The sequence below is a fragment of the Paenibacillus dakarensis genome, assembly GCF_001373415.1.
Taxonomy (GTDB): domain Bacteria; phylum Bacillota; class Bacilli; order Paenibacillales; family Paenibacillaceae; genus Paenibacillus_AQ; species Paenibacillus_AQ dakarensis.
The window spans coordinates 97,849-119,906 of sequence record NZ_CDSE01000030.1 but is presented as its reverse complement, the minus strand read 5'-3'; the positions used below and the strand labels follow the sequence as shown (position 1 = coordinate 119,906).

Sequence of the window (22,058 nt, the reverse complement as noted above, 5' to 3'; positions counted from 1 at the left end):
CGTGCATATTCAAGGAAAAAGACTGAGACATGAATTTAAGTATTACATTCATCTGCACGAATATATTACTCTTCGTCATAAAATGACATCATATATGGGGATGGATGAACATTCAATCAACGGTGAAGGATACGGAATCCGAAGCTTGTATTTTGACGGACCGCATAATCATTCACTGCATGATAAGAACAACGGTATTTTTAATCGTGAAAAGTATCGAATTCGGATCTATAACGGAAGTGATAACCGAATCACGCTGGAACGAAAGAGTAAGTATGGGGATTATGTAAATAAGGAAGCTGCGCCCATCTCAAGGAATGAGTATGACGCAATTCTCTCTGGAAATCCTGAGGTGCTTTCTCATAGAGAGATTCCTCTAATCAGGGATTTTTACCATGCACTTACCCAGCGCGCTTTTCGTCCAACAGCTATTGTAGATTACATAAGAGAAGCATACGTTTACGAGCAGGGGAATGTCAGGATTACTTTTGACAAAAAACTATCAGCAGGCATCAATACTTATGATCTTTTTGATACAAATCTCGTATTAAAAGAGGCGATAACGGAACCTGTCACCATCATGGAAGTGAAGTTCGATGCATTTATTCCGTTTGCGATTCGCAAGCTGTTACAACCGGCAGAGCTTGTACGATCTTCGATTTCTAAGTATGTGATTTGTCGTGAAGTCAATAACAATCATTTTAAAGAGTAAAATCATTGGAGGAATCATGGGTGGCTGATAATTTTAATTTTCAGGATATTATCAAAAAAAGCGTGCTTAACCTGGAAGCCTTTCGCAACATCTCTTATATTGACGTTTTTCTGGGTCTATTATCTTCATTTATTGTTGGAATGTTTATTTACTGGATTTATCGAAAAGCCTTTCGCGGGGTAGTATACAGCTATAACTATAATGTGTCCTTTGTTCTGATGACAATGATTACGGCTTTAGTTATTATGACCATTAGCACAAATATTGTTCTTTCACTAGGTATGGTAGGGGCACTTAGTATCGTTCGATTCAGAACAGCGGTCAAGGATCCTTTAGATATCGTCTATATGTTCTGGGCGATTTCTGCAGGGATTGCATCCGGAGCGAAGCTGTACCCGATTGCCCTCTTGGGTTCTTTGATTATTGGTATCACGATACTGTGGCTATCGAGACGTAAGGTAAAAGAACAATTATTCCTACTTATTATTCGGCATTCTGACCAAGCGACTGATGAAGTAAAACTGCAGTTAAGTAAAGTGAAACATCGTCTCAAATCAAAAACAGTCCGAAAAGAATTTACAGAATTGACGGTAGAAGTACGGCTCGTCGATGATAACACGGCTTTTGTAGATCGTATAAGTGAAATTAGCGGAGTTCAAGACGCCTCCCTTGTTAATTATACCGGGGATTATGCACAATAAAGTGGAATATGATCCACAGCGAATAAAAAGCTCCTTCCTAAGCATGGCGAATGCTTGGAAGGAGCTTTTTAGTGATTAAAATAAGTTGATGGAAACACCGTAACCATAATAAGGCTTCACAAGCATGCCGAGACGTTCTGCGATGGCACGGGCAGGGACATAAACGATATCATCATAGATGATAGGAGATGCATCGAGGGTAATCATTTGTCCGTTGTATTTCATATCCATAGAGCCGACCTGCAAGACCATGGAGACTCCCTCATCCTTGATAATCACTTTTTGAGCTTCCTTATCCCACTGCACTTTGGCCCCCAGCAGGTCGCTGATCACCTGAAGCGGGACGAAGACTCTGCCTTTACTGACAAATGGAGCGGCCGATAGCTCGGAATATTTACCGAATGCGTAAACTTTTTTCGCTTTGTAAAACAGCATGATTTCCGGGAATGGGTCAAATGTGCTGTAACCAATGTCGGTGCCTTGCTTTGTTAATTGAGCTAGGATAGAAGCGGAAGAACTGCTGTTCACATCAATAATGTTAGAGTGCAGTTGAGCGACTTCCAGGTTCTCCTTATTCTCCAGCCCATTAAGGGAAACAATCCGATTGTCAATAAAATCCAAATACTTCAGGTGCTTCAAGTTGGTTAGTGGAACAAGGGATTCAATCTGGTTGTCACGGGCTTTGATGATCCGCAGCTCTTTCAGGTTTTCCAGCGGCTTCAAGGATTTCACCCGATTCTCCGACATGTTGAGGATCTGGAGCTGCTTCAAATCGGCAAGCGGTGTTAAATCCTCGATTCGGTTATAGACCATCGAAAGCTCCTGCAGCTTGTTCATTCCTCTTAGCGGCTTAAGGCTGGTTGCATCAAAGTAATCCATGTTAAGCTTTCGAAGATTGGTCAAGGTGCTCAAAGGCTGGAGATTTCCATTACCTGAGCCGCCCAGGGTCAATGTTTGTAGTTCGGTAAGGTGGCTTAGTGGTGTTATGTCTTCCATGGAACTCATTTGCAAGTTTAACGTTTTTAGCTTCTTTAGCTTCTTCAAAGGGGCTAGCCCGCTGGTTCCCTGATTCAAAGGATTCCACGACAGATTGAGATGCTCCAGCTTGGTCAGGTTCTGAAGAGGCTCCAGATTCTTGATTTGGTTCGAGCTGAGATCAAGGGAGGTTAGTCCCGTAAGTTGTTCCATTCCCCGAAGAGATTCAAGGGATACCCCGCTAAGGGTGAGTGTCTTTAGATTTTTTAAATGTTTAAGTTCGGATAAGTCCTTAATGGTGTGGCTTACAGTTGCTGTGTTATGCCTAAGTTGTATACGAAGGGTTTTTAAATTGCGCAGCTGCGAGATTCCTTTCAAACTCCTTATCCCAACTCGGTGAGTGCTGGCCCCGGGCTTCTTTAATTTATTTACAAGCATGGCATGAACTTTGTTCGTGTCGAGCACGGTAATTTTATCGACATCTTTTTGCGTGATGATGCCTACTGGCTTGTTAATATCGTGCCGGACGATCATTTCGAGCACCGGGTCAGGGAAGGATACTCCCTTGGACTCAGATGATGCTGCGGAAAAGGCTGAGCTTGGCAAAAGAACAAGGACGAGGAGCAGAAGAAATGAAGAACAGCTAATTTTTTTCATCAGATATCTCCTTTGCGAATTAATATTGGAAAAAATACTCATTTATATAAACGCTGAATTTTACAAAATGTTGCTGATGAGGTATTTGGTGTGTTAAAAACCAGGAGAATTAGAACGTTGTGTGAAGATGACTTCTTTTGAGGGTATGATATTTTTATAGGGCTATTTTTTTGTGATAAACTTGTTTACATGTTGCAATTAAGGGGAAATTCACTCGTAGAGTGGTAGATGGGAGTGGAAAGAGTGTCATTTGTATCGATAAAAAATGAATATAAACGTTACAAGATGGGTGAGACCACGATTGTAGCGAATGACGGAATTGATTTTGAAATTGAAAAAGGTGAATTTGCCATCATTGTTGGACCCAGCGGTGCGGGAAAATCAACGGTACTGAACATTCTGGGCGGCATGGATACAGCAGATGAGGGGCAGGTGCTTGTAGACGGGACGGATATTGCCAAGTTCAACAGCAAGGAGCTCACCGGGTACCGCCGTACGGATGTCGGATTTGTGTTCCAGTTTTATAATTTGGTGCCGAATTTGACGACAAAAGAGAATGTGGAGCTTGCTGCCCAGATCTCGCCTCGGGCCCTGGATGCTGAGAAGGTGCTGCGAGATGTCGGCTTGGGTAACAGGCTGAACAATTTCCCGGCCCAGTTGTCCGGCGGTGAACAGCAGCGTGTAGCGATTGCAAGAGCACTTGCCAAGCAGCCTAAGCTGCTGCTGTGTGATGAACCTACCGGGGCACTGGATTATAATACGGGCAAGCAGGTATTGAAGCTGCTTCAGGATACTTGCCGGAATACCGGAACGACAGTAATTGTAATAACACATAACTCGGCCATCGCGCCTATGGCTGACCGGGTGATTGAGATCAATAATGCCAAGGTCCGGAAAGTAGTGATGAATCCGAATCCGGTCTCTGTCGATAGCATCGAATGGTAAGGAGCTAACTATTTTGAAAAAGAAAGCATTATGGACTGATATTTTCCGGGAAATATGGTGGACCAAGGCGCGGTTTTTATCCATTTTTGCCATCATCATGTTAGGAGTAGGCTTCTTCGCAGGGATCAAGGCAACAGGTCCCGATATGCTGAATACTGCAGAACATTATTTTAAGGAACACCGACTGATGGATTTGAAGGTTCAATCCACTTATGGTCTGAGAGAGAAAGACATAGATACGCTTAGAACAGTGCCGGAAGTATCCGGTGTACAGCCTGGGTATAGTGCGGACGTATTTCTGGATAACACCGGACTCATTGCAAAGGTATTTTCCTATTCTGAAGACAATTCGCTGAATCAGTACAAGCTTATTTCAGGGAGAATGCCCCAGGCTACCGGTGAGATTGTCATTGATGAAGACGGAGAGATGGGAAGCGAGTATAAGCTGGGGGATACGATAACCTTTACGAATCCGGATTCAGAAGCGCTAAAGGATACATTTAAGACAATCAGTTACAAAGTGGTCGGGACTGTAAAAAGCCCGATGTTCATCAATAATCTTGGACGGGGCAGCAGCAGTATCGGCAAGGGAACGGCTGATGTATTTGTGGTGATTCCGCAGGCGGATTTTAATCTGGATATCTATACGGAAGCTTACTTAACCTTTAAGGATGCAGAGGCACTCGCACCATATACCCCTGCCTATGATGAGCTTATTGAACAGCATAAGGAAGAGGTAGAGCAGGCGCTTGAGCATCAGCCTGAGGAGCGGCTGAAGGAGATTAAGAAGGAAGGACAGGTTGAGCTGGATGAAGCCCGTCTAAAAATTACCGATGCCAAGCAGCAGCTGGCGGATGCCCGGAAGAAGCTTGCGGATGCCAAGGCTGAACTGGATGAGGGACGACGCAGCTATCAGGATGGTGTAGAGAAGCTCCAGTCTGAGCTTGCCAAAGGCCGGAGTAAGCTGGATGCTGCGCAGCAGGAGCTTGAAAAGGGCAAGGCTGACCTGGAACGGAACCGAACACGTATTACCGAAGGGAAAGCCCAGCTAAAGGCAGGACAAGCAGAGCTGGATAATCAGAAAAAGGCTTTGGAGCCGAAGCTTGCTCAAGGACAAGAGCTCGTGAGTTCGCTGAAGCAAATAGCGAAGCTGCCGCCGGGAGCAATTACTGAGGAGCGGAAGTCGCAGCTGGTTGCCGCAGCAGGCTCAGCGGATGAGAAGCTGGGACAGGTCGTTTCAGGTTATTTCAGCGGAGCTGTAGATGCTGCCGTTTTGAACGGTGCTGTAGGTTCTTTCGAACAGGGATTAAACCAAGCCTCCGGTAAGCTTGCTTCCGCACAGCAGACGCTGGATGCGAAGAAACAGCAGCTGGATGAGGGACAGGCCCAGCTTCTAGCCGGTGAACGCAAGCTGGAACAAGGGCAGACAGAGCTCGACAAGGGTCGAGCGGATCTGGCCGAGGCAAAACAGAAAGGCGAGGCAGAGCTCGCATCTGCGAAGAAGAAGCTTGAAGATGGCCAAGCGGAATATGAAAAAGGCAGGGCCGAGTATCAGGAAGAGAAGCAGAAAGCAGACCGGAAAATTGCTGACGCAGAGAAGGAAATTGCGGACGGGCAGAAGGAGCTGGATGAGCTCGAGCTGCCGAAGACATATGTTCTGGAGCGCAGTACCAATCCAGGGTATACCGAATTCGGTGATAATGCGGACCGGCTCTCATCCATAGCAACGGCGTTCCCGGTATTCTTTTTCCTTATTGCGGCTTTGGTCAGTCTGACCACGATGACACGGATGGTGGAGGAACACCGGCTTCAGATTGGAACGCTGAAAGCACTCGGGTACAGCAACGGGGACATTATGAAGAAGTTCCTGGTATATGCTACTCTGGCAAGCGTAACTGCCTCCGCGGCAGGTCTGGCCGTGGGCTATACCTTATTTCCTACAATTATTTTTAATGCTTACGGGTCGCTGTACAATCTGACTGACTTACGGATCAGCTTCTATCCTAGCTACAGCATTATTTCAATTATTGTTGCACTGGTGTGCACCACGATGACAGCGCTGATTGCTTCACGGGTCGAGCTGCGAAGTAACGCATCTGTACTCATGCGTCCCAGAGCGCCGAAGAGCGGACAGCGTATTTTGCTCGAACGGGTAGGCTTTATCTGGAAGCGTCTTAATTTTACCGGAAAGGTAACCGCGAGAAACCTGTTCCGCTATAAACAGCGGATGTTTATGACGGTACTCGGAGTAGCAGGCTGTGCGGCTCTCATTCTTGCCGGATTTGGGATGAAGGATTCAATCGGGGGAATCGCCCCGCTTCAGTTCGGCAAGATCATGAAGTACAATGCAGCGGTGGCTTTCCATGACGACAGCAGTGAGCAGGAGAAGAAGGATTATGACCAGCTGATTGCGAATATACAGGGGCTAACTGGTGTCCTGAACGTAACTCAGGACGCAGTTACGGCGACCGCTAAGGGAGTCAATAATCAGGAGGCGATCGTATTCGTTCCCGAATCTCCGGATCAGCTCAGTGATTTTATCCTGCTGAACGACCGGAAGTCGGGTGAAAATATACCGCTAACGGATCAAGGCGCTGTAATCACAGAAAAGCTGGCTCGATTATATGGTGTAGGTGTTGGAGACAATCTGACGATCCAGAACAACGATAATGATAAGTTTGATATCAAGATTGCTGATATTACAGAGAATTACACGATGCATTATCTATACATGACACCTTCCTATTATAAATCCGTCTTCGGTGATCAACCGGAAGTCAATGCGCAGCTTCTTACGTATAAGGATACGAGCGAGAAGTGGGAGGATGCCTTCGGGGAGAAGCTGATAAAAAACGGTGGAGTGGCTATGGTCAACTTCACGAGCGGAGTGAGCAGCGCGTTCGATGATACGATGGGCAGTATGAATGTGGTGGTAGTCGTTCTTATCGTTTCTGCAGCAGCGCTGGCCTTTGTCGTTCTGTACAATCTGACTAACATTAATGTTTCGGAACGGATCAGGGAGCTGTCGACGATTAAAGTGCTTGGCTTCTATGATAAGGAAGTCACGATGTATATTTACCGGGAGAATATGTTTTTGACTGTTCTCGGCATTTTCGTCGGTAATTTCCTCGGGATATGGCTGCACTCATTTGTGCTCAAGACCGCTGAAGTCGATGCGATGATGTTCAGCCAGAACATCAAGTGGATGAGCTACGGGTATGCGGCGGTGTTAACCCTGCTGTTCTCCGGGATCGTGATGCTGTCCATGCATTACAAGCTGAAGCGGATCGATATGATTGAAGCGTTAAAATCGGTAGAGTAGGGAAGTTGGGTACGAAAGAATAAATCTCATCTATAGCTTATTGAGAAAAGAAACAACGGGCTCCGCCATGATGCGGGGCCCGTTGTTGTTTAACCATTAATCAGCTGCCGGAATGCTCTGTTCAAAATGTGTGACATCTGCATCATGTCTTTTTTATTGCTGTAGATTCCGTTCAGTACCATCTCTCTCTCGGTCTGCTGTTTGAAATCAAGGAACATGTTTTGAGCCTGGATCAAGGCCCCCATGGTTTCAGCCTGATGACGGTTATCGTCTGATTTCAGAAAGTGGATCAGGTTGATGACCTTGATAATCTGGAGTGCAACAGCCTCCTGGGGAATTTGGCTCAGCATCTTGCCCACAGTGCCGCCGGCTATCGCACCAAGCAGGCTGCTTCCGCCGACAAGCACTGTCATGCCGCCGGCCATTCCAAGACCGCCCGCTGCAATCGAGCCGCCGCCAAGCATGGCAAGACCAGCCGTTGTAGCAGCGGCCCCGGAAAGGCCGAGCATCCCGCCAACGGCGGGGGCAATGACAGGCAGTGCCAGCACAGCTGCGACGGATCCAATGCCGACGAGGCCAGTGATGCCCCATTTCAGCATCTTCCCGCCTTCATCCTTGATATCTATGAAGAACTTCTCGGTGTTTTTATAAATCTTCTTGCCCCAAGGGCCGAAGCCGCACATCAATGAAATTTTATCGATATGAGCTTCAAAATGGGCCTCTTCGCCAACATTCTTAAAGTGGTCCATATCATAGTAAATCGGCGTATGAATAACTTCCTGCATAATGAGAAACAGCTGTACTCGCCCGTTGGCCGTTTCGCTGTATTGGCTGATCAGCATCTCGGTGGATGTGTTGCGGAGACTTTCCGGGAGTACAAGCAAATACTTCGCTTCCCAGTACGCTTTCCATTCCTCTTTGCGGCGGATTCGCTCCATGACCTTTGCGGCTGCGTGATCCTTATGGGCCTTATTCAGCGAGTGAATGAATCCGTTCTTCTGCGCGATATGCTGCTGCTTCTCTTCAATCAGCCTTAAGGTATGCTGTTCATACGACAGATCTTCTTCGATCCGGAAAAGCACCAATTTCTGGATCAGGGTGTATCCTTCTTCATTTAACGTAAACGTCTGCGGTAGATTCATGACATCCTCTTCTTTCTACATTGCTATATACTATATCGAAAAAAATGGGCTATTCATTTAGCACTTCCCCGAGCAAATTTCTATTTCTAAACGATTCAGCCTGAAAAAAAACGTTATAATGTACATATGTGGTTATGAACGAAATATTGATGTTATTATGGAAGGCCTTCGCATAACGCGCTGTTGCGACATCAAGGCCCGGAAGCCGGAGGAATGTGAATGGGAATCGTTTTTTCGTTTTTGAAGAAGTACCGGGTTGCCGCTTTAGCGGCGCTTGCGATGATGCTGATTGAGCTCACGCTTGAGTTAGTGCAGCCGCTGATCATGTCCAAAATTATTGATGACGGAATCCAGCATAATGATTTAACCGTAGTATGGATGTGGGGCGGGGTGCTCATGGGAAGCTCTGTCATTGCATTTGCAGCGGGCATAGCCAGCTCCTTCTTCGCAGCTCATACAAGCCAGGGGCTTGGATATGATATGCGGGACAGGCTGTATGATAAGGTTCAATCCTTCTCTTATGCGGTGTTTAACCGGTTTGCAGCATCTTCTCTGATCACGCGGCTGACTGGAGATGTGACACAGATTCAGGATACGGTGTTTATGGGTTTACGGTTTATGACACGGGTTCCGCTTGTCGTATCGGGAAGTATCATTATGGCACTTTTCGTTAATGTGAAGCTTGGACTGTGGCTGGTACTGACCGTGCCGGCATTATTTATGTTCATCGCCTGGATTATGAAAAAGGCTGCTGTTTCCTTCCGTCAAGTACAGAAACGTCTGGATGCAGTGAATGGAGTAATCCAGGAGAACCTGACGGGAATCCGGCTGATCCGTGTATTTGTACGAATGGGGCATGAGACCCAGCGGTTTGCCCGTTCTTCCGGACAGCTTATGAAGGATACGGTGTCTACGCTTCGGATGACCGAGCGGACGATGCCTTTTATTCTCATCATCATGAATGCGGCCATTCTTGCAATTCTATGGTTCGGCCGTAACGATATTGCGACCGGAAATGGTGCTTCCATGGGGGAAGTCGTTGCAGTGCTTAACTATACGCTGCGCTGTATCGGAGCTATGTCGGCCTTGTCGGGACTTGTCATGGTATTATCCAGAGCGCGTGCGTCTGCCGGGCGGATAGAGGAAGTCATGAAGACGGAGAATGACGCTTATGAGTTACAGATGACTACGGGGAACAAGGCAGTGGAAGGCGGAGTAGAGTTTACGGATGTAAGCTTCAGCTATCCTGGAAGTGATATTAAGGTCTTGTCGAATATTTCGTTTAAGGTGAGTCCAGGTGAGCGTATTGCGATTATGGGCGCCACAGGTTCGGGTAAATCTTCATTGGTCCAGCTGATTCCCCGATTGTATGAAGAGAATTCAGGTACAGTCCGGGTAGATGGAATAGAGGCGAGCAAGCTGAACCCGGATCATTTACGGCGAAGCATCGGTTATGTTCCGCAGGAAGTACTGCTGTTTTCCGGCACAGTACGAGACAATATCGCCTGGGGACAAGAGCAGGCAACGATGGAGGAAATCCGGGAAGCTGCCAGACGGGCTCAAATCCATGAGACCATTGAGGGCTTGCCTCACGGTTACGATACAATGATCGGTCAGCGGGGTGTGAACCTCTCTGGTGGTCAGAAGCAGCGCTTATCCATCGCGAGAGCGCTGGTTCGCAAGCCGGCCATTCTGATTCTGGACGACAGCACCAGTGCACTTGACGTACGGACCGAGGCAGCGTTGCTTGATGCACTGAAGGATTTGTCCTGTACGACATTTTTGATTACACAGAAGATCAGCTCCACGACATCGGCGGATCATATCCTGCTGCTAGATGACGGACGGTTGATTGCACAAGGGGATCATGAGGCTTTAATGGACAGCTCCTCACTGTATCGCCGCATTTATGAGTCCCAATACGGGGAGGAGGTACAGCATGTTCAAAGCAATCACTGAACCATTCCGTCACCAGAGGCCCAAATTTGAACTGGGAGAAGGCACGGGGATTTTCAGCCGGAAATCAAATGTTAAGGCAAAAAACTGGTCAGCGACACTTCGCCGCATCTGGTCCTATTTAGCACGCCGAAAAGGGAAGCTGTCACTCGTCCTGCTGATGGTAATGGTAAGCTCGGGATTAGCGCTGCTTGGACCGTATTTGCTGGGGACTGCTGTGGACGATTTCCTCATGGATGCGAGCAGGTCAGGCGGAAGCGGCGGACCGACATGGGTTTACTTCCTTATAGGATTGGCTATTGTATATGTTCTTCAGGCATTAACAACCTGGCTCCACAATATATGGATGATTGGTATTGCTCAAGAGACGGTATACCGGATGCGGATGGATCTGTTCACGCATTTGCACCGTCTTCCGATCCCGTTCTTTGGAAAGAGGCAGCAGGGTGAGATCATGAGCCGGTTAACGAATGATATTGAGAATGTCAGCTCCACCCTTAACAGCTCTGCGATTCAGATATTTTCGAGTGTGCTGACACTCGCTGGAACAGTATCGGTTATGCTGTGGCTCAGCCCGCTTCTGACTCTCCTGACATTTATCGTCGTTCCTTTGATGGCGCTGGGGATGAGGTGGATTACCCGGCGGACAGGCCCGCTGTTTAAGGAGCGCCAGCGGAATCTTGGTGAACTGAACGGCTACATTGAAGAAACGCTTTCTGGTCAGCGTATTATCAAGGCTTTTTCTCAAGAGGAGCGGGTTATTCGGGAGTTCGGTGAGCGTAACGCCAAAATTCGCTTGTCCGGCTTCTGGGCACAAACGATATCGGGCTTCATTCCTAAGGTGATGAATGGTCTTAATAACCTGAGCTTTGCGATTGTTGCGGGCATTGGCGGCATTATGGCCATTAAGGGGTATATTTCGATAGGGGTCATTGTTATCTTTGAGAGCTATGCAAGGCAGTTCACCCGGCCGCTGAATGATCTGGCGAACCAGTGGAATACGCTGCTATCTGCTATTGCAGGTGCGGAGCGGGTATTTGAGGTGCTGGATGAAGAGGTAGAAGCGAAGGATGAAGGTAAAGCGGTGAAGCTGGCGCAAATAGAGGGGGCAGTAACCTTTAAGAATGTTTCCTTCTCCTATGAGAAAGATGGTGACTCTGATACGCTTGAGGGGATCAGCTTTCAGGCCAAACCGGGGGAGATGATCGCTTTGGTCGGTCCTACCGGAGCTGGAAAAACGACACTCATCCAGCTTCTTTCCCGCTTTTATGATCCGAAAAGCGGAATGATTACGGTAGATGGCCGGGATATTACAACGATTCAGCGGGAAAGCCTGCGTAGTCATATGGCATTTGTGCTGCAGGACTCGTTCCTGTTTGAAGGAACGATCCGGGACAATATCCGTTTTGGCCGTCTGGACGCAAGTGATGAGGAGGTCGAGGAAGCGGCGAAGCTGGCGAATGCTCATTCCTTCATCATGCGACTGAATGACGGTTATGACAAGGTTCTGAAGGAGGGGGGCAGCGGAATCAGCCAAGGCCAGAAACAGCTGCTTGCTATTGCCCGGGCCATTTTGGCAGACCCTGCTATGCTGGTGCTGGATGAAGCAACAAGCAGTATCGATACCGTGACTGAGATCAAAATCCAGGAAGGATTGCAGCGCCTCATGAAGGGGCGCACAAGCTTTGTCATTGCACACCGCTTGAATACCATCCGGCAAGCTGACCGTATCCTGGTTTTGAAGGAGGGACAGCTTCTGGAGCAGGGCTCGCATGAAGAACTGTTGAAGCAGGGTGGATTCTACAGTGACTTGTACCATAGTCAATTGAAGAGGGCTGCGTTGTAACAGCAACCAGCTGTGTTTGAAAAGACAGCTTGGCCCCTCTACGGTATGAAAGTGAGGAGATATTATGCAGCAATTAATGTCACAGGAGGCAATTCAGCATGTAATCGAGGAGCAAAGGCTTGTTCTGTTCGTCGTAAAGACAGGGCAATGCGGCGTATGTGAATCGGTTCAGGCTAAGGTTGCCGTAATGCTGGAGTCACATCCTGATGTGACAGGCATATATGTTTACATGGAGGATGCACCTGAGGTGGCTTCAGCTTACCTGGCGTTTTCTGCGCCGACGGTAATCCTGTTTTTTGAAGGGAAGGAAGTATTCCGCGTTGCCCGGTTCGTCCGCTTTGATGAACTGGAGCACGTGCTGTCACAGTACGAGGAAGCGCTCAGGGAAGGATAATTATCCCATCAATGGAGGTGTCCCAAGAGATCTATGATCTTGCGGGATGCCTCTTTTTTCTTCCTTCAAGCTTGCAGTGTAATTCTCTCAAAAAACCTCTTGCCTATAATGGAATGTTCTGGTATTCTAATGTCCTTCTCTCATTTTCGCCTTGTCTGAAGTGGACGGATATGCCGTCAACAACTACTTATCGGAGGTGTTCCATGCTTTATTTCACACTGGCTTCCAAGGCCTATGCCCGAAATTTGCAGTACCGGGGCGCACATATGGTCCATAATATCGCGAGTGCGATGTTTGGCTTCATGTATGCCTGTATCTGGATTGGTCTAGGGGCAGACTACTCCCTAGGAGAATACGGGACGCAAGGGATGGTAAGTTATATTGCCTTTACCCAGTCTGCGTTATGGATCGCAAGCTTTGTTACGAATGGTCTGGGTATACCCCAGGCGGTCAGGACCGGCCACATTTCACTCGATTTGATGCGTCCTGTCCATTTGTTCAGCCACTTGATGGCCAAGGAATGGGGGCAAATTGCCTACCAGCTCGTGTATAAATCCATTCCCATCTATCTCGTCTATTATTTCGCCTTTTCACTCTCCTTCCCTTTGCAAAAGTCTTCCCTTCTTTACGCCGTTATTGCATTAGCCGGAGCCGCATATCTGTCGATTTGCATCAATTATCTGATTGGCGCATCTGCCCTGTGGACAACGGAATCTTCATGGCTCTATTGGGGAAATCACGCTCTCATTAATTTGCTTGCCGGATTTTTCATACCGATTGAATGGCTGCCGGATTGGCTTGAACGTATCGCCTGGTGGTCACCTTATCCGTACCTGCTATATGTTCCTACTAGATTCTATCTCGGCTTAGGTCATGCTTCGGCTTTATGGGGCACGCTGTTCTGGTGCGTTCTGTTTACCGTGGTATGTCTTCTTGCGACCGGATTCCTTCGCCGTAAAGTGGAGGTACAGGGAGGATGACGATGAAATCCTGGATTTCTTTATATGGACTGCTGATTCGAACAAGTATCAAAAGCCGTATGCAGTACAAATTCAACTTCGTCCTTGCATCTCTGCTCGCTGCGCTCATTCAGATTTCAGAATTTTTGATGGTTGCCATTGTGCTTCATAAATTCGGGGCCATTCAAGGCTGGTCTCTGTATGAAATCGGATATTTGTTTGCGGTGATGACACTCTCGAAGACACTATATCGGACCTTCGCGGATGAAGTGCATCATCTGGAGAAATACCTTGTTTCCGGCGAGCTTGACCAGCTGCTGACCCGGCCTATGCCCGTGCTGCTTGCACTGATGCCGCAAAACTTCCGCATCATGCTTGGTGAGGTGCTGCAGGGAGGATTCCTGCTGATCTTATCGATTAGCGGCATGATGAACAGCGGTCAGGTCGATTGGATTGCCGTGCCTCAGACCGTATTCATTATTGGTACAGGGGCTGTCATTCTGTTCTCGATCGGGCTTGCTACAGCAACACTCGGGTTCTGGACGACCCGGATCAATGAGCTGCAGACCATTACCGAAGATGCTGCACGCACCGCGGCGCAATATCCGCTGTCCCTGTATCCCCGATGGATGTCGTCTATATTGCTCATCGTTGTGCCTGTTGGTTTCGTGAATTATGTGCCTTCATTATACATACTGCGCGGGGAACTTGGCCCCTGGGTATTGCCGGCTGTCGCCTTCGTTGCAGTAGCATGCTTTGCCCTCAGCCTTCGGTTCTGGCGGTATGGCATTACTAAATACCAGAGCGCTGGGAGCTAAGGAGGAATAACGAATGATTGAGGTACATAACATACGCAAGGAATTTAAGACCCCGGTAGTAAGACAGGGGCGGTTTGCTGGTTTGAGAACTCTTTTTTCCAGAGATTATAAGATTAAAGAAGCGGTTCGTAACATTAGCTTTACCGTCAACAAAGGGGAATTCGTGGGATACATAGGACCGAACGGGGCAGGCAAGTCAACAACAATCAAAATGCTCACGGGTATTCTGCATCCGACTTCCGGTGAGGTTTCCATTCGGGGAATGAACCCCCATAAAGACCGACGCCGGGTCGTACAGAATCTGGGTGTCGTGTTCGGTCAGCGCAGTCAGCTGTGGTGGGATCTGCCGGTGAAGGATTCATATGATATTTTGGCAAAAATGTATTCGGTGGATAATAACGATAAGCAGCGGAGACTTGATCAGTTTACAGAGCTTCTCGATTTGAAGGCGTTCTGGGAAACGCCTGTTCGGAAGCTGTCGCTCGGACAGCGGATGCGCGCCGACCTTGCGGCAGCGATGCTGCATGACCCGGATATATTGTTCCTGGATGAGCCAACCATTGGCCTTGATGTGAACGCCAAGCGGAATATAAGGCAGTTTCTGACCCTGCTGAACAAGGATTTTGGCAAAACCATTCTTCTCACCACCCATGACATGGATGATATTGAACAGCTGTGCAGCCGGGTGATGGTTATTAACAACGGTGAGCTGACGTTTGATGGAACAACCCGTTCCCTGAGAGATACGATTGGATTGCCAACTCGAATTACGGTGACATATAAAGGGGCTATTCAAGTACCCGATTCCTATCTGAAGCATGGGATGGCAGCCCCTGGCTTGAAATTGGCCCATACCATAAAGACTGCAGCAATTCCTCCTACGATCCGCGTAACTGATGTGAATGAGAATGTGGTTACGATCGAAGTCAATCGGCGGGAAATGAATACGATGGATGTGATTAAAGAGCTTGGGGGCTGGGGAGATCTGGATGATATCGATATGGAGAATCCGGACTTTGAGGATGTCATTCATAAGGTGTATTGAATAAGAGGCTGGACATATGATTGTATTTTAGGGAAAATATGAGTTGAATCTGAGCAGGAGGGGAAGCCGCGAGGTTTCCCTGTTTTTTTATAAGATTATAAGCAGCTATACTTGGTTTGGGTAATGATGAAGTAATATAGTAAGCATGAGGAATGATTTGGAATCATAATGTCATACATACAAACTTAAAGGGTGAGAGAAATGCTTGTAATGGACAGAATCTGGCTCAAGCTCGGGCGCTATTATCAGAGTCGACAAGATCTAGAGAAGGCTCTCAGATATATTAGAAAAGGTCATAGAGCTATACAATCATTAACTGATCAGATTACATACGCTGAGATGCTGCATCATACAGGGCATTCGGAAGAAGCTATTGCCTATCTTGGACAGGTTATAGAATGGAAGGGAGCAGGAGTGGCTTACGAGCGGAGGGCCCATATTCTACGGGAACTGAACCGGGAAGAAGAAGCGATATCCGATCTGAACGAAGCGATTGAGCTTAATAGCGATAATTATATAACCTGGTATACGAGAGGTGTTACATATAAGGATCTTGGCAGGTACAATGAGGCGATTAGGGATCTGAAGGAATCGATCAAGCGAGAGGATAAGGATTCCGCAATATCCACTTATTATGAGCTCGGGATGGCGTATTATGAGAGCGGTAATCCGGGTGATGCGGTTGATTGCTTCAGGGAAAGCGTAAGAAATCCGGAACGGGCCATTCCGATGTATTATTGCATGCTTGCCAGATGTCTCGATTTGATCGGTGAGTTGGAGCATGCCGTATCCGTCTTATTACAGGGAGTGGTTTTGTCTGACCGATATGAAGCTGAGCCGGATCAAGGGTTCAGTTTGTTCAATGCAAGTACGAATTATAGCCGCGGAGCCTTCCTCACCTTTCAGAGACAGATGAAGGAGACCTTTTCATTCCGGCTGCTGCTCGCGGACATGTTCCTGCGGTTAGGTCAATATGAAAAAGGTGTTCATGCGGCTTCAGAAGGACTACAGATCTATACAGGTGCTGTGGATCTCTATTTGAAACGGGCGGAGGTTTATACAGAGTGGGGTAAGAAGTCGGAGGCTGTAGAGGATCTGGAGCTTGCCATCCACCAGGATATGAACGACTTCCGTGCCTATTTTGGGCTTGCCAGATTGTACCGGAATTACGATGAGGAGGACAAAGCTGCGGATGTAATTGCGAAGCTGTACCGTTTGCATCCGGAATCTCCGCTTGTGTGCTACTGGATGGCCGATGCCCTGTTTCGCTTAGGGCGTCATGACGAAGCTGTTAAATTGAATGATAAGCTGCTTGAGTTAGAAAAAGACGATGCCGCTAACTATACCCAGCGTGCAGATATTTATATTGAGAAAGGGAATTTGACTGCTGCTGAAGAGGCTCTGCAGGAGGCATTAAAGATAAATGACATATCCGAGATTCATAACAAACAGAGTTATGTGCTGTATTTACAGGGCAAGAATGAAGAAGCGATGCTGGAGCTGCAAAAAGCTGCTGAACTGGACCCTGAGTACGAACACCATCCTACTTATTTGACAGCAAGCGGTCATATTTATAAAGAGATGGGTTTATGGGATTTAGCGATTGACTCGTATACCAAGGCTATTCAAGCGGCCTCCGGTAATGCGAAACTGTATGAATTCCGGGCAGGATGTTTTTTTGAGACTGGCCAATTGGAACGGGCGCTGTCTGATTGTTCGCAAGGTATTGAGCTGGATGTCAATTATGCAGGGCTGTACAGTCTTCGAAGCGCTGTTTATTTAGCCATGATGGATTATGCGAGAGCCAGAATGGATATTATGAGGTTCCTCGAACTGCAGCCAGGCCATCCGGGAGCTTACTATCGATTAGGACAGATCAATTACAAGGATCATGATGAGGAGGCGGCTTTGGAGGCTTTTGATGAGGTGTTAAGCATCTTGCCTGAGCATGCAGAGAGTTATTTGTACAAGGCGCACATATATTTTCACCAGTTTGAATCCGAGGAAACAATCCAGAACATTGTGAACTGGAGTCTGCACTTAAACAAAGAGGATTCGCCTGCTGACAGAATTAGAGCAATTCAAGGATTAGAGGGTTTTGATGAAATGATCCTGGAGCGGGCTGTCGAAAAATTGTCCGCAATGTATGGTCATCAGTTGTATTTGTCCTAAAAAAGCAGATCGCCCAGGGGATCATCCCTTGAGCGACCTGCTTTTTTTACGGCTAAACATACCACTCATTATGCCAGCGGCAGCGATATCGTGAAGCTCGTTCCAGACCGGGGCTCGCTTTGCACGGAGACGGTTCCGTTCATGGACCGGATTGCTTGATAAGAATAAGTGAGTCCAAGTCCGGTACCTGTACTCTTCGTGGAGTAATAGATGGAGCCCAGGCGGCTTAGCTGCTCCTGATCCATTCCAATTCCATTATCCTCGATGACAAGCTGTACCCTCTGAAGATGAATTCTGAAGGATATTCCAACGCGAGCACAAGGGACATTCATACAGGCTTCGATCGCATTTTTGATGAAATTAACGAGAAGCTGTTTGAGTTCTGAAGGATTACCAAAGATTAGGATAGGAGAAGCAAGAGACTCTGTTTCCAGCGTAACATTATTCATAATGGCATACGGAGTCATCACTTCAACAACGGTTCGCAGCTGGCTTACCAGATCAATTTTCTGTTGAATACATTCAAGTGGTTTACTGATCGACAGATAGTCAGATAATATTTGCTCAGTTCGATGGATCTCTTCGATGCTGATATCTATGAAACGCTCGGTTTTTTCCTTGTTAAAGCTGTTCGAACGTATTAATTTGAGGAAACCAAGAACGGTGGTAAGTGGATTTCTGACCTCATGGGCCAGTGATGCTGCGACCTGATTGATCGCCTCTACCTTTTCATTCTGAATATGCTTGAGATAAAATTCTTTATCCTGGACGGATTTATTAAATAGAGTGACAAGCAGCCAGATACCAAGACAGTTCTGAACCGGAATGACAAGAATATTGAAAGATAAATTTGCGATGATGTAATCCGGGTGGTTTATGTAGAGCTCGATGAAAGGGATGAGAGAAAAGCCGATTCCCGCGACAAAAGTGATGATATGTCCATTTCTGATTTTGTGGTAGAGAGAGCACAAAAGAATGGATAAAGGAAAGGTGAATGCTTGAATAATTAATGCATCAAAGGTAGCTGCGCCACCGATGTAAAGGCGGTAAATGATGAATTCTCCCAGCAGGATCAGGCCTGTCGATATCCCGCCAAACAAAATACCAAAAAACATAATGACATACCTGCTGTCAAAGATAAAGCCTTCTTGTGTGCTGGAGGGAAAAGACATCGATACCAATAAACAGAATGAGCAGGTAATCAGAATAAACCGTTTGGAATAATTAATCTCAAGCTTACGGTAGTGGATGTTATATATAACAAATGGTGAAAGTGCAAACAAAAGCTGAAGGAGTATATCTTTGATTCCCCACAAAATATTTCACCCTCTAATTTAAATGTATATCTCTCCTCATTGAGGATTAATCTTTCGACATAGACAGAAGAAATCCCTTGGCATTTATATAAAACTTGAAAATTTTATGGATCAGCGCCAAAATACCCTAAGTTTTGGTACAATGGAGAAATGATCCTGGGTCAAGCCTGACTAATCGGGTCTCCAGGATTGATATTTTGGAACGAAGGAAGGCACACTGTGAGAAAGCGCAAAGGGTTTAAACTTCGGATTATACTTGGTTTACTCGTTGTTGGATCGGTATTAATAACCGCTGTCGTCGGAGGATATTTGGCGATCAGTGCCAATATAAGATCTTTAACCTCGAATTATTTGGACAATAATCATCAGTACGCCAAGAAACTGGCCTCCAACACGACTGATATTCTGAATATTATGCAGGATAACATGAACGGCCTGGCTCAATTGGCCGGAGAGTCTTCTTTTAGTCATCAGGAATTGGGGATCTGGTTTAAAGCGAATGAGCAGTATTTCAATTCGGTTGTTATTACGGATTCAGACCGGTATATTAAGTGGATGACGCCTGATCAGTCATATAGCTTGAAAGGGAGCCAGCTTACATCTGAAGCATCTATTCAAGCGATCGAGAAGAGGACTTCGTTCATATCGGAGCCCTACATAGCGGCAACGGGGCGCCTGATCCTGCTGATCTCATCACCAATCTATGACGCGAATGGTCAATATAAAGGCTTCGCAGGCGGAACGATTTATTTGCAGGAGGATAATGTTTTGAGCCGGCTGCTGAATGAGCATTTTTATGACAACGGCTCATATGTCTATGTCGTGGATGAGCATGCCCGCCTTATTTTTCATCCGGATCCCAAGCGTATTAATGAGCAAGTGCAAAGTAACGAAGTTATATTGAAAGTGATCAGTGGAAAAAATGGATCATCCGAGATTATGAACTCCCAAGAGAATTCTTTTTTTGCAGGCTATGCTTATGAACCGAAGGGCGGGTGGGGAATTGTCTCGCAAACCCCGGTTTCTGTTCTTAATGAACCGCTCAGGAAGCTCGCCTTAAATATTATACTTCAGGCGCTGCCCGTTTGTATCATTATTCTGTTCATCGCCTTGCGTGTTGCACGTTATATTGCATTACCTTTATACGAGCTGGCAAGATTCTCGGAAGAAGCTGTAATGTCGAAGAAATCCGTTCCGCCGCAGATGCCGAAGGTCGCTTCCCTTATTTATGAAGTGAAACAGCTGCACCAGAGCATAGGCAATCATTTGAATCTTCTTAATGATGAGATCCAGATCGATGGGCTTACAGGGCTTGCGAATCGCAAGACATTTGATTTGACACTTCAAGAATGGTTAGAGGACCGGGTGTCATTTGCACTTGTTTTACTGGATATCGATTTCTTCAAACGGGTTAACGATATGTATGGTCATGCGGTAGGCGATGAAGTGCTCAAGCATCTTGCAGCAGAAATGAGGTTGACTGCAAGAGAGCAGGACATTTGCTTCCGCTATGGTGGAGAAGAGTTTGGTATCCTTATGAAAATTGAAGATATTGAGGAACCATATGCTATTGCTGAAAATTTAAGACAGAGGATGGCGTCAAGTCCCGGTCCGGATGAAATCGTTGTAACGGTATCGATGGGGATTGCACTTTATCATCCATCCGAGCTGATAACAGCCAAGGAACTGTTAGAGCGAGCGGATACGGCTCTATACAAGTCTAAGCTTGGAGGAAGAAACCGGATTACGATGTATTCCGAAGAGAAAGAAACAATCAAAATATAATCATATACGAACTCTCTTTAAACAGCTGATGGTGCTATAAAATCACGGCTTAAGTTAAAGAGAGTTTTTATATATAACATGGAATAAACGCGGGAGTCGTATGATGATCATGGATGGGTCCCAGCCATTAAATGGGTATAAAACTGTAGAACAAATTTTATGACCTTAAGGAGTGTTGAAGCTCATGATCATTGGAGTTCCGAAGGAAATAAAGAATAATGAGAACCGTGTTGGAATGACACCGGGGACAGCTATAAGCTACAGAAATGGCGGGCATGAGGTATGGGTCCAGTCGGGAGCTGGCGAGGGGATCGGATTCACCGATGAAGACTACAGAACTGCAGGCGCCCGAATTGTTGCAACGGCAAAAGAGGCTTGGTCCGCTGATATGGTCATCAAGGTAAAGGAACCGCTGCCTGAGGAGTACGGCTATTTTCGGGAAGGACTGATCCTGTACACATATTTACATTTAGCTCCGGAGGCGGAATTGACCAAGGCATTGGTAGATACAAAAGTAACAGCGATTGCTTATGAAACAATTCAACTGGATGAAGGGAGTCTGCCTTTGCTTACACCGATGAGTGAGGTAGCAGGAAGAATGTCGATCCAGATCGGTGCTCATTTTTTGGAAAAGGCCCACGGCGGCAAAGGGGTGCTCCTTAGTGGAGTCCCTGGTGTCGCACCGGGGAAGGTTGCTGTCATTGGAGGCGGCATAGTGGGAACCAACGCTGCACGGGTTGCACTTGGCTTGGGTGCAGATGTCAGCATAATGGATATTAATCCGAATCGTCTGCGTCAGCTCGATGACCAGTTTCAAGGCCGTCTCAAGACGATCATGTCCGATCCTTTTCATATTGCAGAGACGGTTAGAGAGGCTGATCTTGTGATCGGTGCTGTACTCATACCAGGCGCTCGCGCGCCCCGGTTAGTGACCGAAGAGATGGTGAAGGGGATGAGCCCCGGCTCTGTTATCGTAGATGTGGCTATCGATCAGGGAGGTTCCATTGAAACGATTGACCGCATTACAACTCATGATAATCCAACCTACGAAAAGCATGGTGTTATTCATTATGCCGTGGCTAACATGCCCGGAGCGGTTGCCCGTACCTCTACGCTGGCACTGACCAATGCAACTACTCCATATGGGATCAAGATCGCAAATCAAGGAATTCGGCAGGCATCTATGGAAAATCGCGCACTGGCTAAGGGGATTAATGTGATCGGAGGCAAGGTAACTTATCAAGCGGTTGCTGATGCTCATGGCTATGAGTTTACAAGTTTAGAAGCTTACTGGTCCAATCATGGCTGAATAA

Annotated in this window: 16 protein-coding genes; 13 read left to right on the top strand and 3 right to left on the bottom strand. The window is 46.9% G+C overall.

Annotated features, from left to right (window positions below; genetic code table 11):
• The first annotated feature begins 1 nt into the window (after position 1).
• Both BN1234_RS08780 and BN1234_RS08775 read left to right on the top strand, forming a co-directional pair.
• On the top strand, positions 2–712 hold the full coding sequence (locus BN1234_RS08780; protein ID WP_054956283.1) for a polyphosphate polymerase domain-containing protein: 711 nt from the start codon (positions 2–4) through the stop codon (positions 710–712).
• Between the two features lie 20 nt (positions 713–732).
• Positions 733–1,413, top strand: coding sequence for a DUF4956 domain-containing protein (locus BN1234_RS08775; protein WP_054956282.1), 681 nt, complete (start codon positions 733–735; stop codon positions 1,411–1,413).
• 75 nt (positions 1,414–1,488) lie between these two features.
• On the opposite strand, the gene BN1234_RS08770 is transcribed toward BN1234_RS08775, so the two are convergent.
• Positions 1,489–3,045, bottom strand: coding sequence for a leucine-rich repeat domain-containing protein (locus BN1234_RS08770; protein WP_054956281.1), 1,557 nt, complete (start codon positions 3,043–3,045; stop codon positions 1,489–1,491).
• Between the two features lie 285 nt (positions 3,046–3,330).
• Here BN1234_RS08770 and BN1234_RS08765 point away from each other — a divergent pair, with 285 nt between their 5' ends.
• The gene (locus BN1234_RS08765) at positions 3,331–3,990 is read left to right on the top strand and encodes an ABC transporter ATP-binding protein (RefSeq protein ID WP_370733817.1); all 660 of its coding nucleotides are present in this window, start codon (positions 3,331–3,333) and stop codon (positions 3,988–3,990) included.
• 13 nt (positions 3,991–4,003) lie between these two features.
• Entirely contained in the window at positions 4,004–7,312 is a 3,309-nt protein-coding gene (locus BN1234_RS08760; protein WP_245640131.1) for an ABC transporter permease, read from the top strand.
• Between the two features lie 89 nt (positions 7,313–7,401).
• Here BN1234_RS08760 and BN1234_RS08755 read toward each other — a convergent pair whose 3' ends face one another.
• Complete coding sequence (locus BN1234_RS08755) at positions 7,402–8,454, bottom strand: hypothetical protein (protein ID WP_054956278.1); 1,053 nt, start codon at positions 8,452–8,454, stop codon at positions 7,402–7,404.
• Between the two features lie 219 nt (positions 8,455–8,673).
• On the opposite strand from BN1234_RS08755, the gene BN1234_RS08750 reads away from it, so the two are divergent.
• From BN1234_RS08750 to BN1234_RS08720, 7 genes are all read left to right on the top strand, one after another.
• Positions 8,674–10,413 (top strand): ABC transporter ATP-binding protein, encoded by a 1,740-nt coding sequence (locus tag BN1234_RS08750; protein ID WP_054956277.1) that lies wholly within the window; start codon positions 8,674–8,676, stop codon positions 10,411–10,413.
• Positions 10,394–12,256 carry an ABC transporter ATP-binding protein gene (locus BN1234_RS08745; protein ID WP_054956276.1) on the top strand — a complete coding sequence of 621 codons (1,863 nt, stop codon included), beginning with the start codon at positions 10,394–10,396 and terminating at the stop codon, positions 12,254–12,256. Before BN1234_RS08750 ends, BN1234_RS08745 begins: the two co-directional genes overlap by 20 nt.
• Positions 12,257–12,320: 64 nt before the next feature.
• Positions 12,321–12,650 carry a thioredoxin family protein gene (locus BN1234_RS08740; RefSeq protein WP_054956275.1) on the top strand — a complete coding sequence of 110 codons (330 nt, stop codon included), beginning with the start codon at positions 12,321–12,323 and terminating at the stop codon, positions 12,648–12,650.
• Positions 12,651–12,853: 203 nt separating this feature from the next.
• A complete protein-coding gene (locus BN1234_RS08735) occupies positions 12,854–13,630 on the top strand; it encodes an ABC transporter permease (RefSeq protein WP_054956274.1) in 777 nt (258 codons plus the stop codon).
• Entirely contained in the window at positions 13,627–14,427 is an 801-nt protein-coding gene (locus BN1234_RS08730; RefSeq protein WP_054956273.1) for an ABC transporter permease, read from the top strand. The genes BN1234_RS08735 and BN1234_RS08730 overlap by 4 nt, the downstream gene beginning before the upstream one ends.
• A 13-nt stretch (positions 14,428–14,440) precedes the next feature.
• Positions 14,441–15,472 (top strand): ABC transporter ATP-binding protein, encoded by a 1,032-nt coding sequence (locus BN1234_RS08725; RefSeq protein ID WP_054956272.1) that lies wholly within the window; start codon positions 14,441–14,443, stop codon positions 15,470–15,472.
• 210 nt (positions 15,473–15,682) lie between these two features.
• On the top strand, positions 15,683–17,644 hold the full coding sequence (locus BN1234_RS08720) for a tetratricopeptide repeat protein (protein ID WP_245640130.1): 1,962 nt from the start codon (positions 15,683–15,685) through the stop codon (positions 17,642–17,644).
• Between the two features lie 68 nt (positions 17,645–17,712).
• On the opposite strand, the gene BN1234_RS08715 is transcribed toward BN1234_RS08720, so the two are convergent.
• Positions 17,713–18,960 carry an ATP-binding protein gene (locus BN1234_RS08715; RefSeq protein WP_054956270.1) on the bottom strand — a complete coding sequence of 416 codons (1,248 nt, stop codon included), beginning with the start codon at positions 18,958–18,960 and terminating at the stop codon, positions 17,713–17,715.
• Positions 18,961–19,179: 219 nt separating this feature from the next.
• Between BN1234_RS08715 and BN1234_RS08710 the strand changes: the two genes are divergently transcribed.
• Both BN1234_RS08710 and ald read left to right on the top strand, forming a co-directional pair.
• A complete protein-coding gene (locus BN1234_RS08710) occupies positions 19,180–20,745 on the top strand; it encodes a sensor domain-containing diguanylate cyclase (RefSeq protein ID WP_156337178.1) in 1,566 nt (521 codons plus the stop codon).
• A gap of 184 nt (positions 20,746–20,929) precedes the next feature.
• Positions 20,930–22,054 carry an alanine dehydrogenase gene (ald, locus tag BN1234_RS08705; protein ID WP_054956269.1) on the top strand — a complete coding sequence of 375 codons (1,125 nt, stop codon included), beginning with the start codon at positions 20,930–20,932 and terminating at the stop codon, positions 22,052–22,054.
• The last annotated feature ends 4 nt before the right edge of the window (positions 22,055–22,058 follow it).

Coding starts and splice junctions, on each gene's coding strand:
- BN1234_RS08745 (WP_054956276.1), top strand. CDS start 10,394: ATGTTCAAAGCAATCACTGAACCATTCCGTCACCAGAGGCCCAAATTT.
- BN1234_RS08770 (WP_054956281.1), bottom strand. CDS start 3,045: ATGAAAAAAATTAGCTGTTCTTCATTTCTTCTGCTCCTCGTCCTTGTT.
- BN1234_RS08725 (WP_054956272.1), top strand. CDS start 14,441: ATGATTGAGGTACATAACATACGCAAGGAATTTAAGACCCCGGTAGTA.
- ald (WP_054956269.1), top strand. CDS start 20,930: ATGATCATTGGAGTTCCGAAGGAAATAAAGAATAATGAGAACCGTGTT.
- BN1234_RS08730 (WP_054956273.1), top strand. CDS start 13,627: ATGACGATGAAATCCTGGATTTCTTTATATGGACTGCTGATTCGAACA.
- BN1234_RS08735 (WP_054956274.1), top strand. CDS start 12,854: ATGCTTTATTTCACACTGGCTTCCAAGGCCTATGCCCGAAATTTGCAG.
- BN1234_RS08740 (WP_054956275.1), top strand. CDS start 12,321: ATGCAGCAATTAATGTCACAGGAGGCAATTCAGCATGTAATCGAGGAG.
- BN1234_RS08750 (WP_054956277.1), top strand. CDS start 8,674: ATGGGAATCGTTTTTTCGTTTTTGAAGAAGTACCGGGTTGCCGCTTTA.
- BN1234_RS08765 (WP_370733817.1), top strand. CDS start 3,331: ATGGGTGAGACCACGATTGTAGCGAATGACGGAATTGATTTTGAAATT.
- BN1234_RS08720 (WP_245640130.1), top strand. CDS start 15,683: ATGGACAGAATCTGGCTCAAGCTCGGGCGCTATTATCAGAGTCGACAA.
- BN1234_RS08755 (WP_054956278.1), bottom strand. CDS start 8,454: ATGAATCTACCGCAGACGTTTACGTTAAATGAAGAAGGATACACCCTG.